The following is a 20,347-nucleotide window of genomic DNA, read 5'->3' as shown; positions in this document are numbered from 1 at the left end:
CCATATAAGGTTGCCCATTATTAGGTATTAATCCCCCCGGGAACCAGGCGTTTTCGGCTGGGAATGTGAACTTTTCAACGGCGATCGGATACTTTTTCTGAGGCCGTCATCATCAGGAGAAACATGCATGTCCCGACCGCAGGTGTTACTGTTGACCGGATATGGTATCAATTGTGAAGAGGAAACAGCTTTTGCTTTCAGCCGCTGTGGTGCGGGCTGTCGGATTGTCCATGTGAACGATCTTATCGACCGGCCGGAGCAGCTGCAGGAATGCCAGGTTTTTGTTGTTCCCGGCGGTTTTTCCTATGGCGATGATACTGGCTCCGGCAATGCCCTGGCCAATAAGATGAGACATACCCTGTGGCCGGAGCTGATGGATTTTATCAGCAAGGATCGACTGGTTCTGGGTATTTGCAACGGCTTTCAGGTGCTGGTCAACCTGGGTCTGCTTCCCGGTTTAGACGGTGACTACGGCAACCGTCAGGCGGCACTCATTGCCAACTCATCCACCCGTTATGAATGTCGGTGGGTGGAGCTCCAGGTGCAGACAGACCGCTCCGTCTTTCTCCAGAACCTGGATCGCCTGCAACTACCGGTAGCCCATGGCGAGGGGCGTTTCTATGTTCCGCCGGCGGTGGCACCACGCTTGCAGGCCAATGATGCCATTGCTTTGACCTATGTTGATGGGGAAGGCAACCCGGCTGATGGACGCTTTCCTCATAATCCCAACGGGTCGCTGCTGGATATTGCCGGCATCTGCGATGACAGTGGCAAGGTATTTGGTTTGATGCCTCATCCGGAGCGGGCGCTGGTTGCCAGTCAGCTGCCATCCTGGCCTGAGATCGCTGCCGGTGACCACCCCTGCCGCTGGGATGATCCGGCTCCGGGCCTGGCTCTTTTTCAGAATGCGGTCAACTACTTCCTGTAGCTCGCAGGTTTCTAGAAACAGCCGTTTTGGCAGGTGCTCCGAAGACCCCCAACTCTCATGCAGCCATATCCACTAGGGCGATGATCATGGTCATCCTGTTGTATTTCCCCTCTGCTCTGGATGAGCAATATGTTGCTGTCGGATTCAGGCGCCGGGTTCCTGTCGCACGGCACTAACCCTCCCCCCTTTTTTTATCACAGGGGAGGGAGAATACAAACCCAATTATGCCGGAACTTCCAGAAGTAGAAATTGTTACCAGGGCGTTGCGTCCCCACCTGAGTGACCGAATGATCACCGGCGTCGAGGTGAGGGTGTCGAAACTGCGTTCTTTCCTGGCCCCGGAACGGTTGGCCGCAGTGGTGGGCAGGGAGATCATCAGGGTGCGCCGGCGGGCGAAATATATCATCATCGAATTTGCCGGTCAGCAGGCCATGGTGATTCACCTGGGGATGTCCGGTTCGCTGCGGGTTGTTCCCCAATTGCTACCGCCGGCCAAGCACGAACACCTGATCTGGTCGCTGGACAACGGCCTTTCGCTACGTTTCAATGATCCCCGCAGATTTGGTATGGTCGATATGCACGTTCTTGGCGAACCCGGTGCCATGCCTGAATTTCTCCTTCTTCTGCCGCCTGAACCCCTTGATGATGCGTTTTCAGCAACCTATCTCACACAGGTCGCTCGGGGCCGTCGCCGACCGGTTAAATCATTGCTGATGGATAACCGGTTCGTGGTTGGGGTGGGCAATATCTATGCCAATGAGGCCCTGTTTCGGGCCGCTCTTCGGCCGACGAAACCTGCCGGGACAATGACCGGCAGACAGTGTGCCATGCTCGTGCAGGCAATTAAAGAGGTTCTCCGGGAAGCGATTGCCGCCGGTGGGACAACGATCAGTGATTTTGCCAGTGTTGATGGCAGCGAGGGCCGATTTGCCCGCCAGCTTTTTGTCTATGGCCGGGTCGGGGAATCCTGTCCTGTCTGTCGCCAGCGGGTGATTGTCAAAGAGGTTCTTGCCGGCCGGTCAACCTATTATTGTCCCCGTTGCCAGCGGTAACGGTTGTCCGGCTGCTTCCACGCTGGAGCTGATCTGTTGCCGGCTTACTATTCTGTTGCGTAGGGGGCGGCAGGCTAATCTTTGCCTGACCGTGCGAGCATTACCCGGATTACCCGGGTCCGACGCTGACCGTGGCCGATGCAGGGTTGATGTTCTGGTGTCCCCTTTGAGATTCCGAACTCTTTTGTTGCCCTACGGTAAACTTCCCTGGGCTTGTGTGCGTCTATAAGGAGGAAACCCTTGGCTGGGGAGGGGTCCTTTGCGGCGGTTGGAAATCCGGTTATGAACCATGATAGCTTTAACCAGTTTATGGCGCGCTGGCAGCATGATATCTACCGTATGATCAGCGCCAGGACGCGCACGGCCGCGGATGTCGAGGACATCATGCAGGAGGTTTTGTTGAAGCTCTATCGTGGTCTTGGGGGATTCCGCGGGGAATCCCAGGTTAAAACTTGGATCTACCGGGTCGTCAAAAATGCGATTATTGACTACTACCGGAAGCCTTGGTGGAAGTTCAACTGGCTCCAGGAGCGTGACTATGCTGATGGTTCCAATCGGGGTTCGGCCATTGAACAAGTTCCCGACAACCTGCAGCCCTCGGCGCTCACCATTGCGATCAGCAGGGAGGAAAGGGCGCGTCTGGTGGGGCATTTGGATGGGCTTTCGCCCACTGAACGGGAATATTTTATCCTTCGTTTTCTGGATGATTACTCCCTGCCCCAAATGGCGGCCGCCACCGGGCAGAATCTGAATACGATCAAAACCCACTTGTATCGAGCAGTAAAAAAAATGCAATCATTTCTGGCTGAGGAACTATCATGAGTAGCATGACCGCCTTGTCCTCTTGTGAAGACTATCTGGCCAGGGTGCTGGTGGAGGGGACAGCAGAAGTTCCGGCGCCGTCAGACCATCTGGTGTCCTGTTCCCGGTGCCGGCAGCAGAAACAGGTTTTTGACAGCTACCGGATGCGGGTTCAGCAGGCGTTAGAACCCTCGGATGTGGCCCTCCAACGCATAAGGAGTCGCGTGTGGGAAACCCTCGAACGGCAGGAATGCCGATGGCGGTTTTTCCGCCAGCCGGTTTGGTCTACATTCGTTATTCTCCTGCTGCTGGTGGCGACGGTGGTTAGCGTTCCTCTCCGCCTTCCCCGCCTTGCGGTATTGCCGCCGGAGCATTTTTTGTTTGCCGATTCTGCCGGCCTGCAGATCATGGTTGACGAGCTGGTGCCGCTAAGCGCAGCATCCGAGCCTGCCTGGATCGGTGTTTTAGGTGGCGGTGTGTGGGAAGAACAGGATGCGGAACAACTGGATGACCTGATCGAAATGGTCATGCCAGAGAGAGGAGAACAGACATGAGGTGGAGAAGGACGGTTATTGCTCTGGTGATGGTGATTCTCTGTATGGCAACGGCGGCGGGCGGTTGGGCTCGTGATGGAGGCAGCAAAGATAGAATGCTGGGTAAATGGTGGCACCATGACCGTACGGTGGCCCGACTACAGTTGACCGGTGAGCAGAAAGACCGGCTTGATGCGTTGTATGCCAAGTATAGAGTTGCTTTTATCGAGTTGCGTGCCGAGGTGGATAAAAGTGCCGTTCGTTTTGAACAGGTGATGGAGTCCGATTCATTTTCTGAGTCGGATGCCCGGCGCTGCCTGTCCGAGGCGCAACAGGCCAAAGACCGCCTGGACCGGGCCCGGATGGACTACCTGGTGGAAGTCCGCTCCATCTTGAGCCGGGAGCAGTTTGTCACGTTGAAGAAAACGACGGAAGAGCGTCATCAGCGGCGGCAGTAACAGGGTTGCAGGCGATCCTTTTCTTGTCCATTGTCAAAAAGATGAAGCTGTGCTAACCATCTACTGGTTATCGTAGAGAGGGAATCTGTGTTGCCTGCTTCGGGAGGCCATGATGCAGGCAAGCCGGTTTTGGGCATTATGCAGTAACAATCAGAATCATCAGCAGGGAGGGTTATGCCATGAGTAATCGGTCCTATTGTCCCATCAAGGATGAGTCGGCACTCGTTATTGTTGATTTTCAGGATGCTATCTTGAATACCTTTTCCAGCAAGGTTATCAAACAGTTGAAAAAACAGACCGGTCTGGCTATTCATATGGCCCAGCAGCTTGGTATTCCGATTGTGGTGATGGAGCAATATCCCCAGGGGCTGGGTGCCACCAATGAAGAGATCAGGGCGCTTCTGGGCAACGATTATCAACCTTTTGCCAAGAAGGTTTTTTCCGGCTGGGGAAGCATAAGTACCCGGTTGGCAGAGTTGGAGCGGAAGCACTTGCTGATTATCGGCATTGAAGCCCATATCTGTGTTTTGCAGACGGCCATCGACCTCCTGGACCAGGGGTATGCGGTTTTTGTCCTCAGGGACGCGGTTGGTTCCCGTTATACCTTGGACTGGCAGACGGGGTGCGAGCTGATTGAAAAGGCGGGGGGGCTGATGAGTACGGTGCAGACGGTGCTTTTTCATTTTCTCGGCAAAGCGGAAGGTCCCGATTTCAAAGCCATGCTGCCTCATCTTAAATAGCAGGCAGGAGCAATCTGAGGTTCTGGTTAGGGCCGCGACATGTCAGGCATTATGGCGTTGGCCGTGCGGCGCTGCCGGCCTCTGTTTGATCGGCTGGTGCAGCGCGCCGCCGGTTCGCCTGTCCAGCAAGAGAGGGACCTGGGTCCCGTGGGAATGATCATGAATGGGAATGAAAAAAACTTGGCGGTTGTGTTGGTGGTTGGCGAAGATAAAACAGGCATTGTTGCCCAGGTGTCTGATTTTCTCTGGAAGGAAAATATCAATATCGAAGATATCAATCAGAAGATTATGCATGGGGTGTTTGTTATGACCATGCTGGTTGACTTGGCCGGTGCCCGCAGCGATGTGGGGATCCTGGGGCCAAAGCTGGAAAAACTGGGGGAGAAGATCGGTCTTTCCATCCAGATTCAGCATCATAAAATCTTTGAAGTTATGCACCGGGTCTAATTGACTGTCTTTCATTGCTCCGTGGTTGTAAGGTTAACGCATGTCCCAGACCATTTCCCTTGATGAAGTATATGAAACCTACCGGATGACCGAGAAGGAACATTTTGATATTCGGGCGGTCACCCTCGGCATCAATCTGCTTCCCTGTGTTTCCGATGATTTCTCCACCCTCTGCCAGCGGACGGAAAAGAAAATTCTTGCTACTGCCCGCCAGTTTGTCAAGCGGGCGGAAAAAATCCAGTCCTATTATGGCATCCCCATTATCAATAAGCGGATTACCATCACCCCAGCGGCCGTGGTATTGTCAGGAGCCCTCACCGGGGCGGCTGATCAGGACCGGGAGCGTTGCGTGCAGTATGCCCATCTACTGGACCGCTGTGCCGGTGAGGTGGGAGTGGATTTTCTTGGCGGCTTCGGCGGGTTCTGTGAAAAGGGGATGACCTATGCCGAACAGACGGTGATGGACTCCCTGCCGGCGGCATTGGGGGAGACCAAAAAAGTATGCGGCTTTTTCAGCCTTGCTTCGAGCAAGGCGGGCATCAATATGCGCGCAGTGGCTAAGATTGGCGGCATTATCCGTGACTTGGGAATCACTACAGCGCAGGCCATCGGGGCGGCAAAATTTGTTGTTTTCGCCAATCCAGTCAGCGATAATCCTTTCATGGCCGGTGGTTTTCATGGCCTGCAGGAGGCGGACAATGTCATCAACGTTGGCATTTCCGGCCCCGGCGTGGTGCGCCGCGCGGTTGCCGGTGCGCCGCGGGATCTATCCCTGGATGAGCTAGCGGAGGTTATTAAAAAAACTGCTTTTAAAATAACCCGGGCCGGCGAGTTGATTGGCCAGGAACTGGCCCGCAATCTGGGGGTACGCTTTGGTTCTCTCGATGTTTCTCTGGCGCCGACTACCGCGGTGGGAGACAGTGTCGGCCGTATTCTTGAAGCCATGGGGCTTGAGCGGGTGGGAACCCATGGGTCGACTGCAGCCCTGGCATTGTTGACTGATGCGGTTAAAAAGGGTGGGATGATGGCTTCGTCCCACATTGGCGGTTTGAGCGGGGCCTTTATTCCGATCAGTGAAGATGTTGGGCTGGCAGAAGCGGTTAGGGCCGGTACCCTGACGATTGACAAGCTGGAAGCAATGACGACCGTTTGCTCCGTGGGTCTCGATATGATTGCCATTCCCGGCGACACGAAAACGACAACCATTTCGGCCATCATTGCCGATGAGATGGCAATCGGCGTGATGAATAATAAAACGACGGCCGTCAGGCTGATTCCCGTGCCTGGCAAGCAGGCCGGTGACTATGTTTCCTGGGGCGGGCTGTTGGGCAACGCTTATGTTTTGCCGCTGCATGGGGAAAGCAGTGATTATTTTATCTGGCGCAAGGGACAGTTGCCGGCGCCGGTGACCAGTTTTCGCAATTAAAGCGGGAGAGTGCATGAACAAGATAGACATTCATAATCATGACCAGTATTTAATCGATGATTTCAAGCTGGAAGAGAGCTGGCGCATCTTCAAGATAATCTCTGAATTTGTTGAAGGTTTTGAGAAGATGTCCGACAGCGGCCTGGCGGTGTCTATTTTTGGTTCAGCCCGTACGACTGAAGAGCACGAGGACTACCAACAGGCATGGTCGCTGGGTAATATTCTGGCGAAAGCGGGCATTACGGTTATTACCGGTGGGGGGCCGGGTATCATGGCGGCCGCCAATCGAGGCGCTTTGGAGGCCGGTGGGAAATCTGTCGGCCTGAATATAACCCTGCCCATGGAGCAGAAGCCCAATGAGTACATTACCAAGCTGGTTTCGTTCAAATATTTTTTCGTCCGCAAGGTGATGCTGGTAAAATATGCCCAGGCGTTTATTATTTTCCCTGGCGGGTTTGGTACTCTGGATGAGATGTTTGAATCATTGACTCTGATCCAGACCCATAAAATGAAGCCTTTCCCCATTATTCTCTATGGCAGCCATTACTGGCGTGGCCTTATTGATTGGCTCAGGCGTGAAATGGAGCCTTTGGGATATATCGGGGAAGAGGATCTTTCGCTGTTTCAGATCGTCGATGATATTAATGAAATTGCCGCCATTGTTAAGGAGCACATCGAGCAGTCCGGTGATGAGGGCTAAGAGCAGCACAATACTGCTGCTTTCTGACCCGACCGGAAACTGCAAACCGAAGCGGCGGCAGGATTGCTTTACTGGTTTGGCTGCAGAATGATTGTCTGTTCCAGTAAGGTGACTTTGCGGATATCAGCATCAACAAGTTTTTGTTCGCCGAAGATATTCTCCAGCAGAATCTTGTTGTCTTCCGGTTTCATCAGGTAGACGTGCTCCATCAGTAGGGTGTTTTCTCCGGTGGTTTTTTTCAGATACGCGTTTACTTCACACATGGTTGTGTATCTCCTTAATCAGTATGTCGATAAGGTGGGGCAGGGGTTCCTTGTTGACCCCAATGATTTCAATATGTTCCTGGGAAAGGGGCAGGAGTAGTTTGGCGGCCGGGCTGGCGGCCACGGCGAGGGCCATGGCCGGCGTCAGTTCTCCCATCATCGAGTGCGCCATGACAATGGAGATGGTGCCGGCAATGATATCGACCTTCGGCACGCTTTGAACGATGGCGTTTTCTCCGGTTGCACCGCGATTGGCTCTGGCTTTCATCATTGCTGCTGTGGCAATGGCATTGGTGCCCAGGGCCCAGATTTCTACTTTTTCGCCAAAGGATTCCTTCAGACGGCGGATTATCGTGCTGCCAATCCCACCCCCCTGACCATCAATGATGCCAATTTTCATATGCTATCCCTTTCCCTTGTGCTTTGATCTGCCACGGTAAGATATGCACGGTTTTTTTGCAAGTCAAAATTGATGGTTTTGTAACAGCCCATTCTTCTGCTTTGTGCTGTAAGCTGCGTCATGGCGGCGTGTTCCTTGCGCACAATCCCCCGGTTTTGCACCCTCGCCCTCGAATCTGGAGCCGTTTTGGTGGTCATCGGGTTCCCGCAAGGTTTTGCCAAGTGTTGCGAGTTCACCAAGATTTACTACAGTCCGGAATGTGATGAGCGCCAAAAGTAGCGAAAGCCGTCGGGCAAGGGAATGCAAAGGTGTCGCCGGGCGAGCCTGGGAAAAACTATTGACTTGACAATGATTGTTTACATGTTATAGTGGAGATACTGTTTATAGCCGGCAAGGAGACCTTAGGAACCATGCCTCTGCAGGACAATAATTACCCCCTGTACTCCATCGGGGTAGCCGCCGATTTGTTGGAGGTCCACCCGCGGACGTTGCGTTTGTATGAGCAGGCCGGTCTTCTTTGTCCTTCCCGTCGTGGTGGGAAACGTTTTTATTCGCCCAATGACCTTAATTGGCTTCGCTGTCTGCGGCGGCTGATCCATGACGAGGGGGTTAATATTGCCGGCCTGCAAAAACTGCTGCAGTTTGCCCCCTGTTGGGAAATCCGTCGCCGGACTTGTCGTGAATATCGCTGTTGTCGGACCTGCATCTTATGTCATGATGAAGAGTATCATGGTGGCCGTTGAGGTTGCCGGAAGTGAGTCTAGGGAGAACGCGTGATGCTGGAAAAAGCACAAAAAATGCTGCGTGAACGCAATGTGGATGGACGGATAACCTGTGCCCAGGCGGAAGCAATTGCTGCTGAGTGCGGCTTGAGTCGCCGGCAGGTTGGTGATCTTATCAATGAGCTGGAACTGAAAATTACCACCTGCCAGCTGGGTTGTTTTTAAGGTTAATACTATTGCTTTTCAGGAGCCATTAATGGTAATGGTGACCCTGATTAACAGCAGGTTGAGAAAGAGAGGATACGAAATGGCTGATTGCGCAGATGGAGCATCGTGTAGCAGTTGCGGCAGTGCCGGGACCTGTTCTCCGGAGGAGAAGCAGCGGCGTGAAGAAGAGCAGCTCGATGCGAGGCTTCTTCAGATAAAGCATAATATTGTGGTTATGAGCGGCAAGGGAGGGGTTGGTAAAAGTACCGTTGCCGTGAACCTGGCTGTTGCCCTTGCCCAGCGGGGATTAAAAGTTGGCCTGCTGGATGCCGATATCCATGGACCCAACGTACCGAAAATGTTAGGTCTTGAACAGCATCGCCTGCAGGCAACCGAGCAGGGAATTATTCCCCAGGAAGTAATGCCGGGATTGGCAGTGGTTTCCATGGCTTTTCTGTTGGAGAGTGTCGACAATCCGATAGTCTGGCGCGGGCCGCTGAAGCATACGGTGATCAGGCAGTTTGTCGCGGATGTCCAGTGGGGCGAGCTTGATTATCTGATTGTTGACCTGCCTCCCGGTACCGGTGATGAACCGCTAAGTGTTGCCCAGATCCTCAAAAAGGTTGATGGCAGTGTTATTGTCACCACGCCTCAGGATGTGGCTTTGCTTGATTCACGGAAATCGGTGACTTTCAGCGGTCATCTCAAGGTGCCGGTAATCGGTATTGTGGAAAACATGAGCGGCTTCCATTGTCCCCATTGCGACGGTAAGATCGATCTGTTTAAAAGGGGTGGCGGCGAGTTGGCTGCCAGTGAGTTGAAGGTGCCTTTTTTGGGCGGCGTTCCCATTGATCCCCAGATAGTTGTTAATGGGGATGCCGGCAAGCCGTTTATTGTTGCTGAGCCCGATTCTCCGGCGGCTAAAAGTTTTCAGCAGATAGCGGATAAATGTTTGGCGTTTATTGACAAGCAGTGAAGCGGTAAAACCGGTAATAGTTCCAAAGGATAATGGTGGCGTAATAGCTTCTGCTCCGAGTTCGCAAACATACCGTCATAACGCAGCAGTGACAATGGTTGCAGTGCAACTGATTAGCAGGAGTTGTTCCAAAGCCTTCAAACAGTAACAGTATTCAGGTTAAAAGGAGGGTAGGGGCTGATGGATTCATTAGATTGCATTATGACCAGGCGGAGTGTGCGGAAATTTACCGACCAGGCAGTAAGCAACGAAACCTTGCAGAAAGTTGTTGAGGCCGCCCGGTATTCACCTTCCTGGGCTAATACCCAGTGCTGGGAATTTATTGCTGTCCGTGATTTGGCCGTGAAGGAAAAGCTGGTGGCTGCCATGCCCGAGGGGAACCCAGCCCGCAAGGCAGTGGTGCAGGCGCCGGTGGTGCTGGCGATTCTCGGCAAACATGAGCTTTCCGGTTTTTATAAAGGGCAGGCAGCGACCAACAAGGGGGATACCTGGTTCATGTATGACCTTGGAATTGCGACCCAGAGTATGTCGCTGGCAGCCCATGCCCTTGGCTTGGGTAGTGTTATCCTCGGCCTATTTGATGCCGATGCAGCGGAAAAAGTCCTTGCCGTACCTGAAGGTGTTTCTCTGGTGGCTTTAATGCCTGTCGGTTACCCGGAAAAAGTGCCCTCATCGGCACCGTCACGAAAGCCGCTGTGCGAATTTGTTTTTCTGAACAAATATGAAAGTCCCTGGGCTGTGGGAGATCAGAACCTCTGTTTCATTGAGGACAAGTATTAAAGAGCTCAATTCTTCCAGATTATTATGGTATTGATGACAAAGGATACGTGATGAAAAAAATAGCTTTGGCTGCTAACGACATGAATGGTCTCGATGGTGAAATGAGTATGCATTTTGGCCGTTGTCCCGCGTATGTGGTTGCCTATGTGAATGACAATAATAACCTTGATACTACCGAGATTGTTGAAAACCCCTATTTCGGCCAGCATGTCCCCGGCCAGGTGCCGGCTTTTATTAAGTCCCTGGCTGCGGATGTCATTATTGCCGGCGGGATGGGCCCGAAAGCCATCGATATGTTTCAGGGGTTTGGCATTGATGTGGTTACCGGGGTCGGCGGCAGGGTCGGTAATGTCCTGCAGGCATATCTGGATGGTAAAATTTCCGGCGCCGCCAGCTGCGGTCATGATCATGACCACTGATTGGCGGTCGGCATGCTGATTGCGTTCAGTGTCCAGCGGGAAGGAAATGACGGTACCATCGATGCGCGGTTTGGCCGGTGCCCTTTTTTTGCCCTGCTTGATGAGCAGAACAGTGAATCTACTTGGGTGGCAAACCCGGCTGCCGGTGCCTCCGTTGGCGCCGGCACCGGGGCGGCCCAGTTTCTTTTGGAGCAGGGTGTAGATATGGTGGTTACCGGTCAGGTGGGGCCAAAGGCGATGGAAATTCTCGTGGCTGCGGACATCCCTATTTTTCTGGCCCCTGCTGATCTTCCCTTGGTTGAGGCGATCCACAAATATCAGGCTGGGCAGCTGCAGCAGTATCGGATACAACGGTTCTAAAAATTTTTGTCCCCATAGTTAGATATCCCTAATTTGTAGGCCATTGGTTGGTGGTGGATAAGAATACGCTACTGAGAGGTGAGGGAGGTGATGAAGATGCCAGGATTTGATGGTACAGGTCCGCAAGGGTATGGACCGATGACCGGTGGCGGTCGCGGTTATTGCACGGCAGGTACGCCCGGTTCCAATGCTTATGGATTTCGCCGTTTTGGTGGCAGGGGCTTTGGTTTTCAGGGGGTGCCCCGGTGTTTCCCCCGGGGAGGTGGTTATGACCCGGGAGCCGAACTTCAGTTTCTTCAGCAGCAGGCTGTCGGGTTACGGCAGAGCCTGGAGCAGTTGGATGCCCGTATCAAGCAGCTATCGGAACAGCTACAGCAAGAACAACAAAAGGATAACCAGTGAGAGCTCAAGCCATCTTGAGCGGGTATGTCGTCAACGTTAATAAATGAAAGGAGTGCACAATGAAAATAGCCGTGAGTTCCAGCGGGTCGTCCATGGATGCCCAAGTTGACCCTCGATTTGGCCGTTGCCAATTTTTTATCATTGTCGACAGTGAAAGTGGAGAGTTTAAGGCTTTGCCCAATGAATTTCAAGGGGCATCGGGCGGTGCCGGCACCCAGGCTGGGCAGCTGATGGTCAGCAACGAGGTTGGCGCTGTATTGACCGGTAATTGCGGTCCGAATGCTTTTGCCGTGCTGCAGGGCGCCGGTGTCCAGGTGGTTACCGGTGTTTCAGGAACCGTCCGGCAGGCGGTTGACCGTTTTCAACAGGGAACATTGCCAGGGAGCGCTGCTCCGAATGTTGAATCACACGCAGGTATGGCAGTATCTGGGGGTCCTGTTGTTGGCCCAGGCCCGGGTGGTGGTCGTGGCCGTGGGTGTGGTGGCGGCAGGGGGGGCGGCATGGGCCGTGGTGGCAGAAACTGAGGCCTCCATCTCCACGATTGATTGGAAAGACAGTAGTAACCAAAGTGGCTGAAGGAGGTGATCATATGCCTGGATTTGACGGTAGTGGACCTCGAGGAATGGGACCTATGACTGGTCGGGGAATGGGCTATTGTGTCCAACCGATGGGAAAACCCATGATTAATGCTTCCCTGTCAGTAGCGGGGGAGTCGAGAAATTACGGTGTTGGCCGCGGTGGCCTGCCCCGCGGTGGGGGTCGTGGCCGAGCTTTCGGTGGCCGGCGGGGCCGGCGTGCATGGCATCATTGTTGGTGATGCGTCTGACTGGCCCTGGCTTTGGCCGGGGCCAGGCCAGCCTTTGTTCAGTTGTCAGATCTGTTAATGGCCGTCCAAGGACGGTTCTTGGGTCCCTGGGCTTTCAGTCGGCCATCAAAAATGTTTTGAGCCTTATGCATAAAGGCTTCGGGAGGTTTCAACCGCTTACTTCGGGTGGATTATAAGGAGAATGTCTTAGATGATTATCACAATAGCCAGCGGCAAGGGAGGGACCGGCAAAACCACCATTGCGACAAATTTTGCCCTGTCCATTCCCGATGCCCAGTATATTGATTGTGATGTGGAAGAACCGAACGGCAACCTTTTTCTAAATGCCGAGATTGTTGAACGGCTGGCGGTCGGGACGCCGCTCCCCCAGGTGGATCTTGAGCAATGTACTTTTTGTGGTGATTGTGCCAAAGCCTGTGAATTTAACGCCCTGGCGGTTTTGAAGAAGAAGGTGCTCGTTTTTCCGGAACTTTGCCATGGTTGTGGCGTGTGCCGCTATATCTGTCCTGCGAAGGCGATCAGCGAGGGGGAAAAGCGTATCGGGATAGTCGAAACCGGCATCGTTCACCAGATCCAGGGGGATGATGTTGCTTTTGCCCAGGGAGTTCTTAACGTAGGTGAACCCATGTCACCGCCCCTGATCAAAAGGGTTAAGCAGTGCGCCTTGGCCGGGAAAACGGTAATCCTGGATGCTCCTCCAGGAACCTCGTGTCCGGTGATCCAAACCCTCAACGGCTCGGACTTCTGCCTGCTGGTCACTGAACCGACGCCTTTCGGCCTCAATGATCTCGAGCTGGCGGTGGGTGTCGTGCGTTTGCTGGAAATTCCGTTCGGGGTGATTATCAATCGCTGCGATAGTGGCGACCAGTCTGTTGTCAGTTACTGTCGGGCTGAGGGCATTCCCATTCTTATGGAACTGCCTTTAAATCGTGATCTGGCCTTTGCCTATTCCAAGGGAATTCCTTTTGTGGCGGAATATCCCGAAGCCCGTGAGCAATTTCGCCACTTGTTGTGGGCAATCCACAAGGAGCTGAAACCATGATCAAAGAGTTGACCATTGTCAGCGGCAAAGGAGGGACGGGAAAAACAACGGTAACCGCTGCTTTTGCCTCCCTGATTGAGCGAAAACTGATGACCGATTGTGATGTGGATGCCGCCGATCTGCATCTGATCCTCATTCCTGAGGTGTACCATGAAGAAGACTTTGTCGGCGGTCGGGCACCGACCATGGATAAGTCGTTGTGTACCGAGTGTGGAACCTGTCAGGAGGTCTGTCGCTTTGCGGCGATTACCCATGACGTGGAGCGTGGCTATCGAATAAATTCCTTTGCCTGTGATAATTGCGCCCTGTGCTCCTTTGCGTGTCCGGAAGGGGCCATCACCATGGTTGATTCAGTGAATGGAACCTGGTATATTTCCCGCACGCCCTATGGAAAAATGGTCCATGCCAAGCTGGGTATTGGTGAGGACAATTCGGGCAAACTGGTAACGTTGGTGCGCCAGCAGGCTAAAAAACTTGCCCAGGAGGAAGGGTTGTCCCTGATTGTCAGTGACGGCCCTCCCGGGATTGGCTGTCCGGTTACCGCGGCGATCACGGGTACGACATTAGTCTTGATTGTTACCGAACCAACCATTTCCGGCATCCATGACATGGAGCGGGTTGCCGATTTATGTCGCCATTTTCAGGTGCCGGTCCAGGTCTGTATTAATAAGTACAGCATCAATCTGGTCAATACCCAGAAAATTCGCCACTATTGTGCAGATCGGGGTATTCCTGTGGTTGGTGAAATTCCTTTTGAGCCGCTGGTCAACAAGGCCCAGGTGGCCCGCAAAAGTGTGGTTGATTTTGATTGTGGTTCGGTTGGTCAGGTGGTCAGACAGATGTGGCAGGAAGTGGAAAAAAAACTACTTGCTTAGCGATGAATCATCCGGCCATGTTGAGCTGTATGGCGCTGCATGTTGCCGGGGGGGGCTGACTGTTTTTACGCTTGCGGCGACTCCCGGACGGCTTTGATTGCCGTTCGGATGGTTTGTCGGGCCTGCGCTCCGCCGAGCCCGATGATCCTGCCATCATCAATTTTCATTGTTTAGCAGTGTTGTCCAGGAACGTTTTTTATGTCTCAATCTCGCTTATACCAGGATATTTTCACTGCCATTGGCATGGTGCGTGATCCCTCCACCGGCATGGCGGTAAAAGACCTGCCCCTGGTGAAGGATGTTGTCATTGCTGCCGGAGGGGTGATAACCATAACCTTGGAGCCCTCTTCGTCTGTCTGTCCCTTGATTTTCAAACTGGGCAGTGATATAAAGCAGGCGGTTGTCTCCTTGGACGGGGTGCAAAAAGTGCGGTTTATCATCCATGGCCATCAGCAGCAGGCGATGGTTGAGGAATACCTGTCAGATGAATGAATGGCACCACCCATGTCGGGAACGCTCTCATTACCTTCTTTTGCCACTTGTCGGCTATTGTCTATGAACTATCTCTTTGGCCCGGTTCCCTCCCGTCGGTTGGGATTATCCCTGGGAGTGGATCTGGTCCCCTTCAAAACATGCTCCTTTGATTGTCTCTATTGCGAGCTTGGCCGTACAACCTCCCATACCAGCAAGCGGCAGATGTATGCTCCAGTTGCAGCTGTTGATGCTGAGTTAACGGCTTACTTCCAGCAGCCGGGGGGAGTGTCATGCGATGTTGTCACCCTGTCTGGCTCGGGTGAGCCAACCTTGCATGAGGGATTGGCAGCCATCGTCAGGAGGATCAGGGAGCTGACCACCATTCCGGTGGCTCTGTTGACCAATAGTTCTCTGCTGGCTGATCCCGGAGTACGCCAGGCGGCAGCTCTGGTGGATATCATCCTGCCTTCCCTTGACGCCGTGTCGCCGGAGGTTTTTGCCCGTCTCAATCGTCCGGTACCGGAGGTGACGGTGGATGCCATTATTGCCGGCCTGCTGGCACTGCGCCAGGAGTTTGCCGGCGCCCTCTGGCTGGAGGTCCTTTTTTGTCGTGGGATCAACGATCATGAAACGGAAATAGCCCGCTTGTCCGAAGTTATTCACCACCTGCAGCCGGATAAGATTCACCTGAATACGGTCGTCCGTCCAGGAGCCTACCGGGAAGCCCAGCCGGTATCGGCGGCATTTCTCCATCAAGTTCAGCGGCGCTGGGGGCCGCGGGCGGAAATTGTCGCCCCTTTTGAACGGGAACGGCTCAATGAACAGCAGCAGGATTGCCAGCGGCTCATTGTCGATACGGTTAAACGGCGACCGTGCACGGTTCGGGATCTGGCAGTGTTGTGCGCCCTGGCACCGGCTGAAGTTGTGAAAATTATCGATCTTCTCCAGGGGGTGGGCGCCATCAGGGCAACCGACCATGAAGGTCAAATATTTTATTGTGCTGATTGATGATGAGAATCCTTAGTGCCATGAGGTTGGTATGATGAACGAACAAGTCATTGACCACTTTACCAAGCCGCGCAATATGGGGCGGCTGACCCGGGCAACGGTGGTTGGCCAGGGCGGCGATCCCGGTTGTGGTGACTATGTGGAGCTCTATCTCCTGCTGGAGAATGATCATATTATTGAAGTTTCCGCCATGGTCTATGGGTGTCCCTATGCAATAGCCACCACCAGCGTATTTACGGAATTGGTTAAGGGCAAATCCCTCGATGACGCACTGGAAGTAGATGGTGAGGCTGTCGTTGGGGTTCTGGGGGAGGTGCCGGAGGCCAAACGTCATTGTTCGCTGATGGGACCCGAAGCCTTGAAGCATTGTGTGTCCCAGTATATCCTCCAACGGATTTGCACCCCCTGTACGTCAGCCGATGATTAAAGTTGCCATTCCCGGGCGTCGGGAGATAAGTCTTGCGGGGGTGGTTTTTGATATGAATGGCACACTGACCGTTGACGGCAGGTTGGGTGCTCATGAGCGCCAGCTGATTATCTCCCTGGCCAGCCAGTTGGATATCTGGGTTTTGACCGCTGACACTTTTGGCACTGCAACAGCGGTGTTTGCCGACTTGCCGGTGCGGTTGGGCAAGCTTTCCTCCCGGACCGGCTTTCTGGAGAAAAAAAAGTTTCTTGAATCCCGGGGCAGCCGAACCCATGCTGCGGTGGGCAACGGCTATAATGATCATCTAATGCTGAAGCAGGCGGTGTTGGGCATTTGCGTCCTGGGGCCGGAAGGCGCCCATCCGTTGTCCCTTGCCCATGCTGATCTGGTGGTGCCCTCGACTGTTGATGCCATCGAGTTGTTTCTTTCTCCCCAGCGCTTGGTTGCCGGCTTGCGGCGCTGAACCATGCCAAAGATAATTTGTAATTTGCAATTTTGTGAAAAATTTGTTTTATAGCAGAGAGGAAAGATTCTGTCGGAGTCTGCATAGAAGACTGGGCAGAAAAACATGAAAAGGAGGGTGCCGCTATGCCGTTTATCGTTGATGTTGCAGCCACAGAAATTCTTGATTCCCGGGGGAACCCCACCATTGAGGTGGAAGTATTGCTTGAAAGTGGTGCGGTAGGCCGGGCGGCGGTGCCTTCAGGAGCTTCTACCGGGGTCCATGAGGCGGTTGAACTGCGAGATGGTGACCAGGATCGCTTTCTTGGCAAAGGGGTGCTGCAGGCCGTTGATAATGTTAATGATGTTATTGCCGAGGAGATCATCGGTTTTGATGCAACCCGTCAGCGCGAGATTGACCAGATGCTGATTGAACTGGATGGTACACCCAATAAGGGAAAACTTGGTGCTAATGCAATCCTTGGTGTATCGCTGGCGGTGGCCCGGGCTGCCGCTGATTTCATGAGTCTGCCCCTGTACCAGTATATTGGCGGGGTTAACGCCCACCTGCTGCCGGTGCCGATGATGAATATTCTCAATGGTGGCCAGCATGCGGACAATAATGTTGACATTCAGGAGTTCATGATCATGCCGGTGGGCGCCGGATCATTCGGTGAAGCCCTGCAGATGGGAACCGAAACCTTTCACCATCTGAAGAAAGTATTGAAGGCGAAAGGCTATAATACCGCCGTTGGTGATGAGGGCGGTTTTGCGCCCAACCTGAAGTCCAATGAGGAGCCCCTGGAGCTGATTGTCGAGGCCATCGGTCAGGCTGGCTATCAAGCCGGCAAGGAGATTATGATTGCTCTGGATGCGGCAGCCAGTTCTTTCTATCGTGATGGCAAATATCACCTGGAAGCCGAAGGCAAGGCTTTGGATGCAGCTGACCTGGTGGACTTCTATGCTGCCCTGGTGGAGAAGTATCCGATTATTTCCATTGAGGATGGTTTGGATGAAGATGACTGGTCAGGCTGGAAATTGATGATGGATCGACTGGGGAAAAAGATTCAGATTGTTGGTGATGATCTCTTTGTGACCAATCCGCAGCGTTTGTCCCGGGGGATTATAGCAGGTTCGGCCAATTCCATTCTCATCAAGCTGAACCAGATAGGCACCTTGACGGAAACACTGGAAACCGTGGAGATGGCTAAAAAAGCCGGCTACACCGCAGTGGTGTCGCACCGGTCCGGTGAAACGGAAGACACCACCATTGCTGATCTGGTGGTGGCTCTTAATACCGGCCAGATTAAAACCGGCTCAGCCTCACGGACCGACCGAATTTGTAAATACAACCAGCTGTTGAGGATTGAGGATGAGTTGGGCAGCCAGGGAGTATTTCTCGGCCGGGAAGTTTTTTATAATTTGAAGTAAAACCAGTCACGTGCAAAACTAGAGGCCGGCTTTATGCCGGCCTTTTTTTATTCATGAAACTCTTTGATAATATCATAGAACGTGTTTCTCTGGGCCGGCATAAAGCCAGCTTCTCGGATAGTGCTGATCATCTCCTCCAGCGACATGCGGAAATGGACTCCGGCAGCAGCCACCACATTTTCCTCGATCATCGTGCTGCCAAAATCATTGGCGCCAAAATAGAGGGCTACCTGGGCGGTTTTTGCCCCCTGGGTAACCCAGGATGCCTGGATATTGTCAATGTTATCGAGGACGATCCGAGAAAGAGCAAGGACCCGGAGATAGTCGATGCCGGTGGCGGTGATGGGCACCTCATCTTTCAGATCGGTGTTGTCCGGCTGGAAACTCCAGGGGATGAAGGCGGTAAAACCGCCGGTTTTGTCTTGGAGCTCGCGCACCCGCAGCAGATGGTCAACCAGTTCCTCCGCCGTTTCCACCGAGCCGAACATCATGGTGGCGGTGGACCGCAGTCCGTGGCGGTGTGCGACTTCCATGACCTGGAGCCATTGTTGCCAGCCGATCTTGTTAGGGCTGATATGTTTGCGAACCCGATCATCAAGGATTTCGGCCCCCCCTCCGGGGATCGATCCCAAGCCTGCATCCCGCAGGCGACAGATGGTCTCTTCGAGAGAAAGGTCCGACAGGGTGCTGATATGCCAGATCTCCGGGGCGGAAAAGCCATGGATATGGATGGTGGGAAAGTTTTTCCTAATGGTTTGCAGCAACGCTTCATAATAGGGAATTTTCAGATGGGGGTGAAGCCCCCCCTGCAGCAGGATCTGGGTGCCCCCCAAGGCCAGGGTTTCGGTGATTTTTTCTGCCAGGGTAGCCTGATCAAGGACAAAGGCTTCCGGGTCGTCCTCCTGTCGATAGTAGGCGCAGAACCGGCATTGGCAGCTGCAGATGTTGGTATAGTTGATGTTGCGGTCAATAACAAAGGTGACCCGGGGTGCGGGATTCTTTGCCAGCCGGAGGTTGTGGGCTTGGCGCCCCAGGGATAAGAACTCCTCGTCAGCAAGGAGCTGGATGGCTTCTGTCCGGGAGATGCGACTAGTCATGGCATGCCTGCATTGTGCTGTGTGTACGGTCAACGGGATGGTAGAAAGTGTCTCTTTCCACCGGCAGCCGGTCAGCGCGGGATATCAGATTGCGAATATACTCTTCACTGTGACCTTTAGCGCTTTGGGCGCCGGCAGCGTGGGTGATCCTTTCCTTGACCACCGTGCCATCAAGATCATTGACCCCGAAATGGAGCGCCACCTGGGCGATTTTTTCCCCCAGCATGACCCAGTAGGCCTTGATATGACGGAAATTATCAAGAAAAAGCCTGGCTAAGGCCAGCGTTTTCAGGTCATCAATACCGCTGGTTTCCCCCTTTTTGCGGATATCCGTATTGGTGGCATGGAAGGCCAGGGGAATGAAAACCTGAAACCCGCCGGTTTGATCCTGCAGTTGCCGGAGCTGTCCCATATGGTCCAGTCGGTCTTCAATGGTTTCAATGTGGCCATAGAGCATGGTGGCATTGGTGGGAATCTCAAGCTGATGGGCGACAGTCATAATCTCCAGCCAGCGTTTGCCGCTGATTTTTTCAGGGCAGATCTTGTTCCTTACCCGGGGAGCAAAAATTTCCGCCCCGCCGCCGGGCATTGCCTCAAGGCCGCTATCCTTAAGCTGGAGCAAGACTTCTTTAATCGGGAGTTTGCTGATCTGGCTGAAATAATCAATTTCCACCGCCGTAAAAGCTTTCAAGGTAATGTGCGGGTGCTCATTTCTTAACGTTTGCAGCAGCGTAGGGTAGAATGAGAACGGCCATGTGGGATGCAGGCCGCCGACGATGTGAAACTCGGTGATCCCTTTTTTTTCTGCCCCGCTGACCTCTGAGAGGATATCGGCAAGACTCTGTTCATAGGCACCCTCGTCACCAGCCAGCTTGCTATAGGCACAAAAACGGCACTGGTTAACACAGATATTCGTCGGGTTGATATGGTGGTTGATATTATAAAAAACCGTCCTGTCATTGCGTTCCTGGTTCAGCCGGTTCGCCAGCTCTCCCAAGGTGAAAAGATCGGCATTTTCATAGAGAAACAAGGCGTCGTCCACCGACAGGCGGTCGCCAGCCAGCAGTTGATCGCCGATGTGTGTGATGTTTTGAATAGTTGTTGACATGGTA

General features: G+C 53.5%; 29 protein-coding genes. 25 read left to right on the top strand and 4 right to left on the bottom strand.

Going from position 1 to position 20,347, the window contains the following annotated elements:
- The first annotated feature begins 127 nt into the window (after positions 1-127).
- The 9 genes from purQ (at position 128) to JXO50_09915 (ending at position 7,085) form a co-directional block, all read left to right on the top strand.
- Entirely contained in the window at positions 128-928 is an 801-nt protein-coding gene (gene purQ, locus JXO50_09955) for a phosphoribosylformylglycinamidine synthase I (GenBank protein MBN2333412.1), read from the top strand.
- A 224-nt stretch (positions 929-1,152) separates the two neighbouring features.
- Complete coding sequence (gene mutM / locus JXO50_09950) at positions 1,153-1,980, top strand: bifunctional DNA-formamidopyrimidine glycosylase/DNA-(apurinic or apyrimidinic site) lyase (GenBank protein ID MBN2333411.1); 828 nt, start codon at positions 1,153-1,155, stop codon at positions 1,978-1,980.
- A 282-nt stretch (positions 1,981-2,262) separates the two neighbouring features.
- Positions 2,263-2,802, top strand: coding sequence for an RNA polymerase sigma factor (locus JXO50_09945; protein MBN2333410.1), 540 nt, complete (start codon positions 2,263-2,265; stop codon positions 2,800-2,802).
- Positions 2,799-3,335, top strand: coding sequence for a hypothetical protein (locus tag JXO50_09940; protein MBN2333409.1), 537 nt, complete (start codon positions 2,799-2,801; stop codon positions 3,333-3,335). Before JXO50_09945 ends, JXO50_09940 begins: the two co-directional genes overlap by 4 nt.
- Positions 3,332-3,772, top strand: coding sequence for a periplasmic heavy metal sensor (locus JXO50_09935; GenBank protein ID MBN2333408.1), 441 nt, complete (start codon positions 3,332-3,334; stop codon positions 3,770-3,772). The genes JXO50_09940 and JXO50_09935 overlap by 4 nt, the downstream gene beginning before the upstream one ends.
- A 179-nt stretch (positions 3,773-3,951) precedes the next feature.
- On the top strand, positions 3,952-4,512 hold the full coding sequence (locus tag JXO50_09930; GenBank protein ID MBN2333407.1) for an isochorismatase family protein: 561 nt from the start codon (positions 3,952-3,954) through the stop codon (positions 4,510-4,512).
- Between the two features lie 39 nt (positions 4,513-4,551).
- Positions 4,552-4,959, top strand: coding sequence for an ACT domain-containing protein (locus JXO50_09925; protein ID MBN2333406.1), 408 nt, complete (start codon positions 4,552-4,554; stop codon positions 4,957-4,959).
- A gap of 40 nt (positions 4,960-4,999) precedes the next feature.
- A complete protein-coding gene (locus JXO50_09920) occupies positions 5,000-6,385 on the top strand; it encodes a PFL family protein (GenBank protein ID MBN2333405.1) in 1,386 nt (461 codons plus the stop codon).
- Between the two features lie 13 nt (positions 6,386-6,398).
- Entirely contained in the window at positions 6,399-7,085 is a 687-nt protein-coding gene (locus JXO50_09915) for a TIGR00730 family Rossman fold protein (GenBank protein MBN2333404.1), read from the top strand.
- 68 nt (positions 7,086-7,153) lie between these two features.
- Here JXO50_09915 and JXO50_09910 read toward each other — a convergent pair whose 3' ends face one another.
- Both JXO50_09910 and JXO50_09905 read right to left on the bottom strand, forming a co-directional pair.
- A complete protein-coding gene (locus JXO50_09910; GenBank protein MBN2333403.1) occupies positions 7,154-7,348 on the bottom strand; it encodes a CooT family nickel-binding protein in 195 nt (64 codons plus the stop codon).
- Entirely contained in the window at positions 7,341-7,748 is a 408-nt protein-coding gene (locus JXO50_09905; GenBank protein ID MBN2333402.1) for a DUF3842 family protein, read from the bottom strand. The genes JXO50_09910 and JXO50_09905 overlap by 8 nt, the downstream gene beginning before the upstream one ends.
- A 410-nt stretch (positions 7,749-8,158) precedes the next feature.
- Here JXO50_09905 and JXO50_09900 point away from each other — a divergent pair, with 410 nt between their 5' ends.
- The 16 genes from JXO50_09900 to eno all read left to right on the top strand — a co-directional run bounded on the left by JXO50_09900 (position 8,159) and on the right by eno (position 18,138).
- Entirely contained in the window at positions 8,159-8,491 is a 333-nt protein-coding gene (locus tag JXO50_09900) for a MerR family transcriptional regulator (protein ID MBN2333401.1), read from the top strand.
- A 33-nt stretch (positions 8,492-8,524) separates the two neighbouring features.
- Entirely contained in the window at positions 8,525-8,695 is a 171-nt protein-coding gene (locus JXO50_09895) for a hypothetical protein (protein MBN2333400.1), read from the top strand.
- Positions 8,696-8,777: 82 nt separating this feature from the next.
- A complete protein-coding gene (locus JXO50_09890) occupies positions 8,778-9,653 on the top strand; it encodes an Mrp/NBP35 family ATP-binding protein (GenBank protein ID MBN2333399.1) in 876 nt (291 codons plus the stop codon).
- A gap of 177 nt (positions 9,654-9,830) precedes the next feature.
- The gene (locus tag JXO50_09885) at positions 9,831-10,433 is read left to right on the top strand and encodes a nitroreductase family protein (GenBank protein MBN2333398.1); all 603 of its coding nucleotides are present in this window, start codon (positions 9,831-9,833) and stop codon (positions 10,431-10,433) included.
- Between the two features lie 50 nt (positions 10,434-10,483).
- A complete protein-coding gene (locus tag JXO50_09880; protein MBN2333397.1) occupies positions 10,484-10,852 on the top strand; it encodes a NifB/NifX family molybdenum-iron cluster-binding protein in 369 nt (122 codons plus the stop codon).
- Positions 10,853-10,864: 12 nt separating this feature from the next.
- Entirely contained in the window at positions 10,865-11,212 is a 348-nt protein-coding gene (locus JXO50_09875; protein ID MBN2333396.1) for a NifB/NifX family molybdenum-iron cluster-binding protein, read from the top strand.
- 96 nt (positions 11,213-11,308) lie between these two features.
- Positions 11,309-11,614, top strand: a complete 306-nt coding sequence (locus JXO50_09870) for a DUF5320 domain-containing protein (protein MBN2333395.1) — start codon at positions 11,309-11,311, stop codon at positions 11,612-11,614.
- A 59-nt stretch (positions 11,615-11,673) separates the two neighbouring features.
- Positions 11,674-12,138 carry a NifB/NifX family molybdenum-iron cluster-binding protein gene (locus JXO50_09865; GenBank protein ID MBN2333394.1) on the top strand — a complete coding sequence of 155 codons (465 nt, stop codon included), beginning with the start codon at positions 11,674-11,676 and terminating at the stop codon, positions 12,136-12,138.
- Positions 12,139-12,203: 65 nt separating this feature from the next.
- The gene (locus JXO50_09860) at positions 12,204-12,431 is read left to right on the top strand and encodes a DUF5320 domain-containing protein (protein MBN2333393.1); all 228 of its coding nucleotides are present in this window, start codon (positions 12,204-12,206) and stop codon (positions 12,429-12,431) included.
- A 199-nt stretch (positions 12,432-12,630) separates the two neighbouring features.
- Complete coding sequence (locus JXO50_09855; GenBank protein ID MBN2333392.1) at positions 12,631-13,482, top strand: ATP-binding protein; 852 nt, start codon at positions 12,631-12,633, stop codon at positions 13,480-13,482.
- Positions 13,482-14,357: an ATP-binding protein gene (locus JXO50_09850; protein ID MBN2333391.1), complete on the top strand. Its 876-nt coding sequence runs from the start codon at positions 13,482-13,484 to the stop codon at positions 14,355-14,357. Before JXO50_09855 ends, JXO50_09850 begins: the two co-directional genes overlap by 1 nt.
- A 198-nt stretch (positions 14,358-14,555) precedes the next feature.
- Positions 14,556-14,849 carry a DUF59 domain-containing protein gene (locus tag JXO50_09845; GenBank protein ID MBN2333390.1) on the top strand — a complete coding sequence of 98 codons (294 nt, stop codon included), beginning with the start codon at positions 14,556-14,558 and terminating at the stop codon, positions 14,847-14,849.
- Between the two features lie 63 nt (positions 14,850-14,912).
- Positions 14,913-15,839, top strand: coding sequence for a radical SAM protein (locus tag JXO50_09840; protein ID MBN2333389.1), 927 nt, complete (start codon positions 14,913-14,915; stop codon positions 15,837-15,839).
- Positions 15,840-15,870: 31 nt separating this feature from the next.
- Entirely contained in the window at positions 15,871-16,266 is a 396-nt protein-coding gene (locus JXO50_09835; protein ID MBN2333388.1) for an iron-sulfur cluster assembly scaffold protein, read from the top strand.
- A complete protein-coding gene (locus JXO50_09830) occupies positions 16,259-16,729 on the top strand; it encodes a hypothetical protein (protein ID MBN2333387.1) in 471 nt (156 codons plus the stop codon). Before JXO50_09835 ends, JXO50_09830 begins: the two co-directional genes overlap by 8 nt.
- Before the next feature lie 125 nt (positions 16,730-16,854).
- Positions 16,855-18,138, top strand: a complete 1,284-nt coding sequence (gene eno / locus JXO50_09825; GenBank protein MBN2333386.1) for a phosphopyruvate hydratase — start codon at positions 16,855-16,857, stop codon at positions 18,136-18,138.
- Positions 18,139-18,185: 47 nt separating this feature from the next.
- On the opposite strand, the gene mqnC is transcribed toward eno, so the two are convergent.
- Positions 18,186-19,235: a dehypoxanthine futalosine cyclase gene (gene mqnC, locus JXO50_09820; protein MBN2333385.1), complete on the bottom strand. Its 1,050-nt coding sequence runs from the start codon at positions 19,233-19,235 to the stop codon at positions 18,186-18,188.
- Positions 19,228-20,343: an aminofutalosine synthase MqnE gene (gene mqnE / locus JXO50_09815; GenBank protein MBN2333384.1), complete on the bottom strand. Its 1,116-nt coding sequence runs from the start codon at positions 20,341-20,343 to the stop codon at positions 19,228-19,230. The genes mqnC and mqnE overlap by 8 nt, the downstream gene beginning before the upstream one ends.
- Positions 20,344-20,347 lie beyond the last annotated feature (4 nt).

The organism is Candidatus Anaeroferrophillus wilburensis (assembly GCA_016934315.1).
Taxonomy (GTDB): Bacteria; Desulfobacterota; Anaeroferrophillalia; order Anaeroferrophillales; family Anaeroferrophillaceae; genus Anaeroferrophillus; species Anaeroferrophillus wilburensis.
The sequence above is the reverse complement of the archived record's forward strand: the minus strand, read 5'-3'. Positions and strand labels throughout refer to the sequence as shown.

Excerpts from the sequence above, each read along its gene's own strand:
- eno (MBN2333386.1), top strand. The coding sequence starts at position 16,855 with ATGCCGTTTATCGTTGATGTTGCAGCCACAGAAATTCTTGATTCCCGG.
- JXO50_09905 (MBN2333402.1), bottom strand. The coding sequence starts at position 7,748 with ATGAAAATTGGCATCATTGATGGTCAGGGGGGTGGGATTGGCAGCACG.
- purQ (MBN2333412.1), top strand. The coding sequence starts at position 128 with ATGTCCCGACCGCAGGTGTTACTGTTGACCGGATATGGTATCAATTGT.
- JXO50_09875 (MBN2333396.1), top strand. The coding sequence starts at position 10,865 with ATGCTGATTGCGTTCAGTGTCCAGCGGGAAGGAAATGACGGTACCATC.
- JXO50_09865 (MBN2333394.1), top strand. The coding sequence starts at position 11,674 with ATGAAAATAGCCGTGAGTTCCAGCGGGTCGTCCATGGATGCCCAAGTT.
- JXO50_09870 (MBN2333395.1), top strand. The coding sequence starts at position 11,309 with ATGCCAGGATTTGATGGTACAGGTCCGCAAGGGTATGGACCGATGACC.
- mqnE (MBN2333384.1), bottom strand. The coding sequence starts at position 20,343 with ATGTCAACAACTATTCAAAACATCACACACATCGGCGATCAACTGCTG.
- JXO50_09920 (MBN2333405.1), top strand. The coding sequence starts at position 5,000 with ATGTCCCAGACCATTTCCCTTGATGAAGTATATGAAACCTACCGGATG.
- mutM (MBN2333411.1), top strand. The coding sequence starts at position 1,153 with ATGCCGGAACTTCCAGAAGTAGAAATTGTTACCAGGGCGTTGCGTCCC.
- mqnC (MBN2333385.1), bottom strand. The coding sequence starts at position 19,235 with ATGACTAGTCGCATCTCCCGGACAGAAGCCATCCAGCTCCTTGCTGAC.
- JXO50_09945 (MBN2333410.1), top strand. The coding sequence starts at position 2,263 with ATGAACCATGATAGCTTTAACCAGTTTATGGCGCGCTGGCAGCATGAT.
- JXO50_09845 (MBN2333390.1), top strand. The coding sequence starts at position 14,556 with ATGTCTCAATCTCGCTTATACCAGGATATTTTCACTGCCATTGGCATG.
- JXO50_09930 (MBN2333407.1), top strand. The coding sequence starts at position 3,952 with ATGAGTAATCGGTCCTATTGTCCCATCAAGGATGAGTCGGCACTCGTT.
- JXO50_09940 (MBN2333409.1), top strand. The coding sequence starts at position 2,799 with ATGAGTAGCATGACCGCCTTGTCCTCTTGTGAAGACTATCTGGCCAGG.
- JXO50_09880 (MBN2333397.1), top strand. The coding sequence starts at position 10,484 with ATGAAAAAAATAGCTTTGGCTGCTAACGACATGAATGGTCTCGATGGT.
- JXO50_09855 (MBN2333392.1), top strand. The coding sequence starts at position 12,631 with ATGATTATCACAATAGCCAGCGGCAAGGGAGGGACCGGCAAAACCACC.
- JXO50_09840 (MBN2333389.1), top strand. The coding sequence starts at position 14,913 with ATGAACTATCTCTTTGGCCCGGTTCCCTCCCGTCGGTTGGGATTATCC.
- JXO50_09935 (MBN2333408.1), top strand. The coding sequence starts at position 3,332 with ATGAGGTGGAGAAGGACGGTTATTGCTCTGGTGATGGTGATTCTCTGT.
- JXO50_09915 (MBN2333404.1), top strand. The coding sequence starts at position 6,399 with ATGAACAAGATAGACATTCATAATCATGACCAGTATTTAATCGATGAT.
- JXO50_09925 (MBN2333406.1), top strand. The coding sequence starts at position 4,552 with ATGTCAGGCATTATGGCGTTGGCCGTGCGGCGCTGCCGGCCTCTGTTT.
- JXO50_09910 (MBN2333403.1), bottom strand. The coding sequence starts at position 7,348 with ATGTGTGAAGTAAACGCGTATCTGAAAAAAACCACCGGAGAAAACACC.
- JXO50_09860 (MBN2333393.1), top strand. The coding sequence starts at position 12,204 with ATGCCTGGATTTGACGGTAGTGGACCTCGAGGAATGGGACCTATGACT.
- JXO50_09900 (MBN2333401.1), top strand. The coding sequence starts at position 8,159 with ATGCCTCTGCAGGACAATAATTACCCCCTGTACTCCATCGGGGTAGCC.
- JXO50_09895 (MBN2333400.1), top strand. The coding sequence starts at position 8,525 with ATGCTGGAAAAAGCACAAAAAATGCTGCGTGAACGCAATGTGGATGGA.
- JXO50_09830 (MBN2333387.1), top strand. The coding sequence starts at position 16,259 with ATGATTAAAGTTGCCATTCCCGGGCGTCGGGAGATAAGTCTTGCGGGG.
- JXO50_09890 (MBN2333399.1), top strand. The coding sequence starts at position 8,778 with ATGGCTGATTGCGCAGATGGAGCATCGTGTAGCAGTTGCGGCAGTGCC.
- JXO50_09835 (MBN2333388.1), top strand. The coding sequence starts at position 15,871 with ATGATGAACGAACAAGTCATTGACCACTTTACCAAGCCGCGCAATATG.